A 3,694-nucleotide genomic window follows, 5' to 3' on the forward strand; every position below is an offset into this window, starting at 1 on the left:
GAAGGGTCCCGCGGGGACGGCCGACGAGGGGGAGGCCGCCATGCGCGTCGTCGTCACCGGCGCGACCGGCAACATCGGGACCAACACGATCCGCGCGCTGGCCGCGGACCCGTCCGTCACCGCGATCACCGGGCTGGCCCGCCGTGAACCCGGTCCCGGGTCCGTGCTGGGCGGGGACGCCGGGGACGGTGCGGGGAAGGTGGAGTGGGCCGAGGCCGACGTCACCGACAGCGACCTGGTGCCGCTGCTGCGCGGCGCCGACGTCGTGGTGCACCTGGCGTGGCTGTTCCAGCCGACGCACCGCCCGGCGGTGACGTGGGACGCCAACGTGGTCGGCAGTTCCCGGGTGTTCGACGCGGTCGCCGAGGCCGGTGTGCCGGCGCTGGTGTACTCCTCGTCGGTGGGGGCCTACTCCCCCGGGCCCAAGGACCGGGGCGTGGACGAGTCGTGGCCCACGCACGGGTGGCCCGGTGCCGCCTACAGCCGCGAGAAGGCGTACGTGGAGCGGCTGCTGGACGTCTTCGAGGCCGCGCATCCGGGGTGCCGGGTGGTGCGGATCCGGCCCGGTTTCATCTTCGAGCGGCAGAGCGCGTCCGAGCAGCGGCGGCTGTTCGGCGGGCCGCTGCTGCCGGGGCGGCTGGCCCGCCCCGATCTCATTCCCGCGGTCCCGGACCTGCCGGGGCTGCGGCTGCAGGCGCTGCATTCGGCGGACGCGGGCGAGGCGTTCCGGCTGGCGGCCACCCGGGAGGTGCGCGGCGCGTTCAACATCGCCGCCGACCCGGTGCTGGACCCGGCCGAGCTCGCCGATCTGCTGGGCGCCCGGACCGTGCGGGTGCCGGCGCGGGGGGTGCGGGCCGCGCTGGCGGCGGCGTGGTCGCTGCACCTGGTGCCCGCTTCGCCGGGCCTGTTCGACCTGGCGATGGAGGTCCCGGTCATGGACGTGTCGCGGGCGCGCGAGGAGCTGGGCTGGACGCCGCGGCACTCGGCCCGCGACGCGGTGCGGGAGCTGCTGGAGGGGCTGCGCACCGCCGCGGGGCGCGACACCCCGCCGCTGTCCCCGCGGACCGGAGGGCCGGGCCGGATCCGCGAGTTCACCACCGGGATCGGCCGCAGACCCTGACGAGCACCCGAGCACCGGCGACGAGCACCCGGCGCGAACCGGCGAGGATCAACCGGAGGTCACCACATGCCCACCATCACATCCGACCACCTGCACGCCCTGCTGGCCTCCAGCGAGCGCGACGCCGCGCTCGTCGTGGTGCGCGGTGAGGCCACCGTCGTCCCGTCCGACCCGTCCCGCGGCGACGGCCCCGAAGACGCCCTGGTCGTCACCACCCGCGACGCGGTGATCGCCGAGCTGGACACCGGCGCGAACGAGGAGCAGATCGAGCGGCTCGCCCAGCGGCTGGACGTGGCCCTCGACAGCCTCGGCGGCTGACCACCGGCCGTTCACGAGTCCGCCCCCGTCCCGGCACATGCCGGGACGGGGGCGGTTCGTCGTGCGCGCTCAGTCAGGTGCCGCCGTCGCGGTCGGCTGCCTGATCACCGGCCTGATCACCGGCCTGGTCGGTGGTGCGGACGCGGCGGCGGTGGCTGGTGTCGCAGAACGGGTAGGAGCGGCTGCGGCGGCACGCGCACAGCGCGACCAGGAAGCGGTCGGAGGTCACCGTCCGCCCGTCCTCCAGGACCACCTCGACCGGGCCCTCGACCAGGACGGGCCCGCCGGGCACCATCCGCACCCGCCGCGCGTCCGCCGCCCGCGCCCCGGCGGCCCCGGCCGCCGCGGCCAGTGCGGCGGCGGGGGCGGCGGGGTCAGGCGGCGCAGGTGCCACGCTGCTCACCTCCGGTGTTCTCGGACGCGGGGTCCTCGCCCGCGCCGGCGGCGTCCTGGACGCGGTCGGCGCGGATCACGACCAGCTCCTCGTAGGACTGGCCCGGCGGCAGCAGTCCCTGCGCGCGGAGCCGGTCGGCGCGGCCGCGCATCACCGGGCCGAGCGGCTCGCGGCGCCGCGCCACCACCGACGCGCGCATCCCGGCCTCGCGCAGCGACACCAGCGTGGCCGCGACCCCGTTCAGCGCGGAGTGCACCAGCAGCAGCGTGCCGGTGGCCGTCAGGTGGTGCGGTGCCTCGGCGCAGATGCGGTCGAGCAGGGCGCGGCCGGTGGGCCCGGCCTCCCAGGCGCGGGCGCGTCCCCGGACGCTGGCGGGGTCGACGGCGCCCGCGACGTACGGGGGGTTGGCGACGATCACGTCGAAGCGCTGCCCGGCGACCGGTGCGAACAGGTCGCCGCGCAGCACGCGGACCGGCAGGCCCCGCACCAGCGCGTTCAGCCGCGCGGTCAGCACCGCCTGCGCCGACACGTCGACCGCGACGACGCGGCAGCCTTCGCGGGCGGCGGCCATCGCGACCGCGCCCGTCCCGGTGCCGAGTTCCAGCACCCGCGCGCCCCGCGGGACGCCGGCCGCGCGCAGCGCGCCGGTCAGCAGGTGGGTGTCGGTCTGGGGGCGGTACACCCCCGGAGTCCTCAGCAGCAGCATTCCGTCCCCCCTTTTACTCGCCGCGCACAGAACTGGACGCCGAACCGTTCGCCGGGCCGGTGGGGAAGCCCGGTGGCGGGTGCCGCAGCGCCGAGCGGGGCGGGGTGGCGAGCCAGTGGTCCAGCAGGTGCGCGGCCAGGCGGTCCTCCAGCAGGCAGGTGGCCTGCACGCCCAGGACCACGTCCCCCGCCAGTTCGGGTTCCTGCTCCAGCAGCCCGCCGATCACGTCGTGGCGCAGCACCTGCTCGTGGACGGCGTCGGCCTCGATGTGCTCGGTGTAGAACAGCACGGCGCGGGGGCCGGCGCCGAGGCGCTCCAGGGCCCGCGCCATCCGCCGCGCGGACGGCGCGGTGGTGATCTCGGCGGCGGCGAAGTGGCCGACCATCGCGGCGCGCAGCGAGCGCCGCAGCCCGAACAGCGACATCATGTTCACCGTGGCGAGCATCACCGCGGGCGCGGCGTCGACGTAGGCGCCGTAGGAGGGGTCGAGGCCCAGGTCGTCGAGCAGGTCGCCGTACAGGCCCTGGTGGATCATCCCGGGGCGGCCGCCGCCGAACTCGTCGTGCTCGACCGCTGCCAGGGCGGTCTTGGCGCGGCCCCGCAGCCGCGGGATCACGAAGGCGTGCGGGTCGGCCTCCTTGAGGTGGTACACCGACCGCAGCGCGGCGTGCTCCAGCAGCTGCCACCACTCCCCCGTGTCGCGCAGGTGGTGGGTGACGCCGGACGCGTCGACCGGCTCGGTGAGCAGCCCGGCGAGCGCGTCGTCCACGTCGGTCCCGCCGGGGACGTCGCGGCGCAGCGCCGCCAGGAACGCCTCCTCCATCGCCGCGCGCAGCCGCAGCAGCCCGGGGTCCCATTCCCAGTCGGGGTGGACGCCGGTGAACCCGCGGTAGTGCAGCTCGTAGCAGGTGTGCAGTGCCAGTTGCAGGTCCTCCCCGTAGGGGTCGGCGGATCGCACGTCCGCTCGCAGGTCCCGTCCCTGCCACAAGCCGTCCGCGGGGCTCTGCCCCGGGCCGGGGGGCGGGCCCGAGGCCAGGGCGTCCAGGACGGCGTGGGACAGCGGTCCGCGCGGTGCGGGCGGCGCCGGCACCGCGGCCGGCTCCCCGCGGGCGGCCCGGGCCGGGGCGCGGGCGGCGGCGCGGCGGAGGGCCTGGGT

The 3,694-nt window shown here is 77.0% G+C and carries 5 protein-coding genes; 2 read left to right on the forward strand and 3 right to left on the reverse strand.

Annotated elements, in window-relative coordinates; translation table 11 throughout:
• A partial coding sequence (locus E1200_RS31840; protein WP_243709007.1) for an NAD-dependent epimerase/dehydratase family protein occupies positions 1–1,120 on the forward strand: 1,120 nt, incomplete at its 5' end.
• A gap of 66 nt (positions 1,121–1,186) precedes the next feature.
• Positions 1,187–1,438 (forward strand): hypothetical protein, encoded by a 252-nt coding sequence (locus E1200_RS31845; RefSeq protein WP_131956149.1) that lies wholly within the window; start codon positions 1,187–1,189, stop codon positions 1,436–1,438.
• A 73-nt stretch (positions 1,439–1,511) separates the two neighbouring features.
• Here E1200_RS31845 and E1200_RS31850 read toward each other — a convergent pair whose 3' ends face one another.
• From E1200_RS31850 to E1200_RS31860, 3 genes are all read right to left on the reverse strand, one after another.
• Positions 1,512–1,733 (reverse strand): CDGSH iron-sulfur domain-containing protein, encoded by a 222-nt coding sequence (locus E1200_RS31850; RefSeq protein WP_131956153.1) that lies wholly within the window; start codon positions 1,731–1,733, stop codon positions 1,512–1,514.
• A 79-nt stretch (positions 1,734–1,812) separates the two neighbouring features.
• A complete protein-coding gene (locus E1200_RS31855; protein ID WP_131956151.1) occupies positions 1,813–2,538 on the reverse strand; it encodes a HemK2/MTQ2 family protein methyltransferase in 726 nt (241 codons plus the stop codon).
• A 13-nt stretch (positions 2,539–2,551) separates the two neighbouring features.
• On the reverse strand, positions 2,552–3,628 hold the full coding sequence (locus E1200_RS31860) for an iron-containing redox enzyme family protein (protein WP_131956155.1): 1,077 nt from the start codon (positions 3,626–3,628) through the stop codon (positions 2,552–2,554).
• Positions 3,629–3,694: the final 66 nt, after the last annotated feature.

It is taken from the genome of Actinomadura sp. GC306, assembly GCF_004348665.1.
GTDB lineage: Bacteria > Actinomycetota > Actinomycetes > Streptosporangiales > Streptosporangiaceae > Spirillospora.

Bases quoted from the DNA above. Each gene is read 5' to 3' on its own strand.
- E1200_RS31845 (WP_131956149.1), top strand. From the start codon at position 1,187: ATGCCCACCATCACATCCGACCACCTGCACGCCCTGCTGGCCTCCAGC.
- E1200_RS31850 (WP_131956153.1), bottom strand. From the start codon at position 1,733: ATGGTGCCCGGCGGGCCCGTCCTGGTCGAGGGCCCGGTCGAGGTGGTC.
- E1200_RS31855 (WP_131956151.1), bottom strand. From the start codon at position 2,538: ATGCTGCTGCTGAGGACTCCGGGGGTGTACCGCCCCCAGACCGACACC.